The sequence below is a fragment of the Pseudomonas sp. Sample_24 genome (assembly GCF_004307605.1).
In the GTDB taxonomy this organism is placed as follows: Bacteria; Pseudomonadota; Gammaproteobacteria; order Pseudomonadales; family Pseudomonadaceae; genus Aquipseudomonas.
In genome coordinates, this window is the sequence record NZ_RCNW01000053.1 from 1 (window position 1) to 5,396 (window position 5,396).

A 5,396-nucleotide genomic window follows, 5' to 3' on the forward strand; every position below is an offset into this window, starting at 1 on the left:
TGCCGCCAGTGCGCGGTCAAGCAGTACACCGACGAGAACGACACCCGTGGTCGTATCGTCATGTCCTGCATGACCCCTGCCACCGACAACACCTGGATCTCCATCGAAGATGAAGAGTCCAAGGCGTTCCGCGCCAGTGTTGTCGAATGGCTGATGACCAACCACCCTCACGACTGCCCGGTCTGTGAAGAAGGCGGTCACTGCCACTTGCAAGACATGACGGTAATGACCGGCCACAACGAGCGCCGTTACCGTTTCACCAAGCGTACCCACCAGAACCAGCAATTGGGCCCGTTCATTTCCCACGAAATGAACCGCTGCATCGCTTGCTACCGCTGCGTGCGTTTCTACAAGGACTACGCCGGCGGCACCGACCTCGGTGTGTTCGGCGCCCACGACAACGTGTACTTCGGTCGCGTTGAAGACGGCACCCTCGAAAGCGAGTTCTCCGGCAACCTCACCGAGGTCTGCCCGACCGGTGTGTTCACCGACAAGACTCACTCCGAGCGCTACAACCGCAAGTGGGACATGCAGTTCGCCCCGAGCATCTGCCATGGCTGCTCCAGCGGTTGCAACATTTCCCCGGGCGAGCGTTACGGTGAACTGCGTCGCATCGAAAACCGTTACAACGGTTCGGTGAACCAGTACTTCCTGTGCGACCGTGGCCGTTTCGGCTATGGCTACGTCAACCGCGAAGACCGCCCACGTCAGCCACTGCTGGCCAACGGCACCAAACTGAGCCTCGACGAAGCGCTGGATAAAGCCGCCGACCTGCTGCGCGGTCGCAACATCGTCGGTATCGGCTCGCCTCGCGCCAGCCTCGAAAGCAACTACGCGTTGCGCGAACTGGTCGGTGCCGAGCACTTCTATTCGGGTATCGAAGCCGGCGAACTGGAGCGCATCCGTCTGGTCCTGCAAGTGCTGAAAGACAGTCCGTTGCCAGTGCCGAACATGCGTGACATCGAAGACCACGATGCGATTTTCGTCCTCGGTGAAGACCTGACCCAGACTGCCGCCCGTGTTGCGCTGTCGCTGCGTCAGTCGGTCAAAGGCAAGGCCGAAGACATGGCCGACGCCATGCGCGTTCAGCCTTGGCTCGACGCCGCCGTGAAGAACATCGGCCAGCACGCGCTGAACCCGCTGTTCATCGCCAGCCTGGCTGAAACCAAGCTCGACGACATCGCCGAAGAGTGCGTTCACGCCGCTCCGGATGACCTGGCCCGTATCGGTTTCGCCGTGGCTCACGCCCTTGACGCCAGCGCTCCAGCCGTTGAAGGCCTGGACGCTGAAGCGCTCGAACTGGCCCAACGCATCGCCGATGCCCTGCTCGCTGCCAAGCGCCCGCTGATCATCGCCGGTACTTCCCTGGGCTCCAAAGCCCTGATCGAAGCCGCCGCGAACATCGCCAAGGCCTTGAAGCTGCGTGAGAAGAACGGTTCCATCAGCCTGATCGTGCCTGAAGCCAACAGCCTCGGCCTGGCCATGCTCGGTGGCGAATCGGTCGACGCCGCGCTGCAAGCGGTGACCGATGGCAAGGCCGACGCTATCGTCGTGCTGGAAAACGATCTGTACACCCGTACCGACAAGGCCCGTGTCGATGCCGCCCTGACTGCCGCGAAAGTGGTCATCGTTGCCGACCATCAGAAGACCGCCACCAGCGATCGCGCGCACCTGGTGTTGCCAGCCGCCAGCTTCGCTGAAGGCGACGGTACCCTGGTCAGCCAGGAAGGCCGCGCCCAGCGCTTCTTCCAGGTCTTCGATCCGAAATACATGGACGCGAGCATCCTGGTTCACGAAGGCTGGCGCTGGCTGCATGCCCTGCGCGCGACCCTGCTGAACCAGCCGATCGACTGGACCCAACTGGACCACGTCACCGCCGCTGTCGCTTCCAGCACTTCGATCCTGAACCGCATCGTCGACGCCGCACCGTCCGCCGCGTTCCGCATCAAGGGCATGAAACTGGCCCGTGAACCGCTGCGCTACTCCGGTCGTACCGCCATGCGCGCCGACATCAGCGTGCACGAACCGCGTACCCCGCAGGACAAGGACACCGCATTCGCCTTCTCGATGGAAGGTTACTCGGGCTCCGCCGAACCGCGTCAGCAAGTGCCATTCGCCTGGTCTCCGGGCTGGAACTCGCCGCAGGCCTGGAACAAGTTCCAGGACGAAGTCGGTGGTCACATCCGCGCTGGCGACCCGGGCACCCGCCTGATCGAAAGCACCGGTGATTCGCTGAACTGGTTCGCCAGTGTTCCGCGCGCCTTCAACCCGGCTCCGGGTACCTGGCAAGCCGTGCCGTTCTTCCACCTGTTCGGCAGCGAAGAAAACTCTTCGAAAGCCGCGCCGGTGCAGGAACGCATTCCAAGCGCCTACGTCGCACTGGCCAAGTCCGAAGCCGACCGCCTGGGTGTCAACGACGGTGCCATGCTGAGCCTGAACGTGGCAGGCCAGACCTTGCGTCTGCCGCTGCGCATCAATGAAGAGCTGGGCGCTGGTCTGGTTGCATTGCCTGCGGGCATCGCCGGCATTCCGCCAGCGATCTTTGGCAAATCCGTTGACGGTCTGCAGGAGGCAGCGCAATGACCTTGTTCACTCCTGAAGTGATCGACGTGATCATCGCGGTCCTCAAGGCCGTGGTGATTCTGCTTGCCGTGGTGGTCTGCGGTGCTCTGCTGAGCTGGGTCGAGCGTCGCTTGCTCGCCCTCTGGCAGGACCGTTACGGTCCGAACCGCGTCGGTCCGTTCGGCGCTTTCCAGATCGCCGCCGACATGATCAAGATGTTCTTCAAGGAAGACTGGACGCCTCCATTCGCCGACAAGATGATCTTCACCCTGGCACCGGTAGTCGCCATGAGCGCCCTGCTGATTGCCTTCGCGATCATCCCGATCACCCCGACCTGGGGCGTGGCGGACATCAACATCGGCATCCTGTTCTTCTTCGCCATGGCTGGCCTGTCGGTCTACGCGGTGCTGTTCGCCGGCTGGTCGAGCAACAACAAGTTCGCCCTGTTGGGCAGCTTGCGTGCCTCGGCCCAGACCGTGTCGTACGAAGTGTTCATGGGCCTGTCGCTGATGGGTATCGTGATCCAGGTCGGCTCGTTCAACATGCGCGACATCGTTGAATACCAGGCGCAGAACCTGTGGTTCATCATTCCGCAGATCTTCGGTTTCCTGACCTTCTTCATCGCTGGCGTGGCCGTGACTCACCGTCACCCGTTCGACCAGCCGGAAGCGGAGCAGGAACTGGCCGACGGTTACCACATTGAATACGCCGGCATGAAATGGGGCATGTTCTTCGTCGGCGAGTACATCGGCATCGTGCTGATCTCGGCGCTGCTGGTGACCCTGTTCTTCGGTGGCTGGCACGGTCCGTTCGGCATTCTGCCGCAGATCCCGTTCATCTGGTTTGCACTGAAAACCGCGTTCTTCATCATGATCTTCATCCTGTTGCGCGCTTCGATTCCGCGCCCACGGTATGACCAAGTGATGGATTTCAGCTGGAAGTTCTGCTTGCCGCTGACCCTCGTCAACATGCTGGTGACCGCTGCGATCGTGTTGCTCAACACGCCCGCCGTCGCGGCTCAGTGAGGATAGAGAATCATGAAGTACATATTTGACATCGTGCATGGCCTCTACACCCAGCTTCGCAGCCTGGTGATGATCTTCGGCCACGCCTTCCGCAAGCGCGACACGCTGCAGTACCCGGAAGAACCGGTCTACCTGCCGCCGCGCTACCGTGGCCGAATCGTCCTGACCCGCGACCCCGACGGTGAAGAGCGTTGTGTAGCCTGCAACCTGTGCGCCGTGGCGTGCCCGGTCGGCTGCATCTCGCTGCAGAAAGCTGAAACCGAAGACGGTCGCTGGTACCCGGACTTCTTCCGCATCAACTTCTCGCGCTGCATTTTCTGCGGCCTCTGCGAGGAAGCCTGCCCGACCACCGCGATCCAGCTCACGCCGGATTTCGAAATGGCCGAGTTCAAACGTCAGGACCTGGTTTACGAGAAAGAAGATCTGCTGATCTCCGGCCCCGGCAAAAACCCTGATTACAACTTCTATCGTGTTGCAGGTATGGCGATTGCCGGGAAGCCGAAAGGCTCCGCGCAGAATGAAGCCGAACCGATCAACGTGAAGAGCTTGCTGCCTTAAGGAAGAAAGATGGAATTCGCTTTCTATTTCGCATCGGGTATCGCTGTGGTGTCCACGCTCCGCGTGATCACCAACACCAACCCTGTGCACGCCCTGCTCTACCTGATCATTTCGCTGATCGCCGTGGCCATGACGTTCTTCGCCCTCGGCGCACCGTTTGCCGGTGTCCTGGAAGTGATCGCCTACGCTGGCGCCATCATGGTGCTGTTCGTGTTCGTGGTGATGATGCTGAACCTTGGCCCGGCCTCGGTTCAGCAAGAGCGCGTCTGGCTCAAGCCCGGTATCTGGGGCGGCCCCGTCGCCCTCGCCGCGCTGCTGCTGGTTGAACTGCTGTATGTGCTGTTCTCCGACCAGACCGGCCAGGCCATCGGCCACACCACCGTAGACGCCAAGGCCGTGGGCATCAGCCTGTTCGGTCCTTACCTGCTGGTGGTCGAACTCGCCTCGATGCTGCTGCTCGCCGCAGCCGTCACGGCGTTCCACTTGGGCCGCAACGAAGCCAAGGAGCAATGACGATGCCTGCTATCCCCATGGAGCATGGTCTGGCGGTCGCCGGCATCCTGTTCTGCCTCGGCCTGGTCGGCCTGATGGTCCGTCGCAACATTTTGTTCGTGTTGATGAGTCTTGAAGTGATGATGAACGCCTCTGCACTGGCGTTCATCGTTGCCGGTAGCCGCTGGGCGCAGCCGGATGGACAGATCATGTTCATCCTGGTGATCAGCCTGGCAGCCGCCGAGGCCAGTATTGGCCTGGCGATCCTGTTGCAACTGTATCGCCGCTTCCACACGCTCGATATCGACGCTGCCAGTGAGATGCGCGGATGAACCTACTCTTTCTGACTTTCGTATTCCCTCTCATTGGTTTTCTGCTGCTGTCGTTCTCCCGTGGACGCCTCTCGGAAAACCTGGCCGCGCTGATCGGCGTGGGTTCCATCGGTCTGTCGGCAATCGTTACCGCCTACGTGATCTGGCAATTCAACGTCGCCCCGCCAGAAGGCGGCCACTACACCCAGGTGTTGTGGCAGTGGATGGCGGTGGAAGGCTTCACGCCGAACTTCGCGCTGTATCTGGACGGCCTGTCCGTGACCATGCTCGGCGTGGTCGTCGGCGTCGGCTTCCTGATTCACCTGTTCGCATCCTGGTACATGCGCGGTGAAGCCGGTTACTCGCGCTTCTTCGCCTACACCAACCTGTTTATCGCCAGCATGCTGTTCCTGGTGCTGGGCGATAACCTGTTGTTCCTGTACTTCGG

At 61.2% G+C, this 5,396-nt stretch carries 5 protein-coding genes and 1 pseudogene; all 6 read left to right on the top strand.

Annotated features, from left to right (window positions below; translation table 11 throughout):
* A partial coding sequence (nuoG, locus tag D8V06_RS02480) for an NADH-quinone oxidoreductase subunit NuoG (RefSeq protein WP_130930379.1) occupies positions 1-2,583 on the top strand: 2,583 nt, incomplete at its 5' end.
* Positions 2,580-3,587, top strand: coding sequence for an NADH-quinone oxidoreductase subunit NuoH (gene nuoH, locus D8V06_RS02485; RefSeq protein ID WP_056723843.1), 1,008 nt, complete (start codon positions 2,580-2,582; stop codon positions 3,585-3,587). The genes nuoG and nuoH, both read left to right, overlap by 4 nt.
* A 9-nt stretch (positions 3,588-3,596) precedes the next feature.
* Entirely contained in the window at positions 3,597-4,145 is a 549-nt protein-coding gene (gene nuoI / locus D8V06_RS02490; protein ID WP_047527653.1) for an NADH-quinone oxidoreductase subunit NuoI, read from the top strand.
* A 9-nt stretch (positions 4,146-4,154) separates the two neighbouring features.
* Complete coding sequence (gene nuoJ / locus D8V06_RS02495) at positions 4,155-4,658, top strand: NADH-quinone oxidoreductase subunit J (protein ID WP_095192720.1); 504 nt, start codon at positions 4,155-4,157, stop codon at positions 4,656-4,658.
* A 2-nt stretch (positions 4,659-4,660) separates the two neighbouring features.
* Positions 4,661-4,969 (top strand): NADH-quinone oxidoreductase subunit NuoK, encoded by a 309-nt coding sequence (nuoK, locus tag D8V06_RS02500; protein WP_007946416.1) that lies wholly within the window; start codon positions 4,661-4,663, stop codon positions 4,967-4,969.
* A pseudogene (locus D8V06_RS30685) lies at positions 4,966-5,396 on the top strand (NADH-quinone oxidoreductase subunit L); the annotation flags it as partial. The gene nuoK and the pseudogene D8V06_RS30685, both read left to right, overlap by 4 nt.

Bases quoted from the DNA above. Each gene is read 5' to 3' on its own strand.
- nuoK (WP_007946416.1), top strand. From the start codon at position 4,661: ATGCCTGCTATCCCCATGGAGCATGGTCTGGCGGTCGCCGGCATCCTG.
- nuoJ (WP_095192720.1), top strand. From the start codon at position 4,155: ATGGAATTCGCTTTCTATTTCGCATCGGGTATCGCTGTGGTGTCCACG.
- nuoH (WP_056723843.1), top strand. From the start codon at position 2,580: ATGACCTTGTTCACTCCTGAAGTGATCGACGTGATCATCGCGGTCCTC.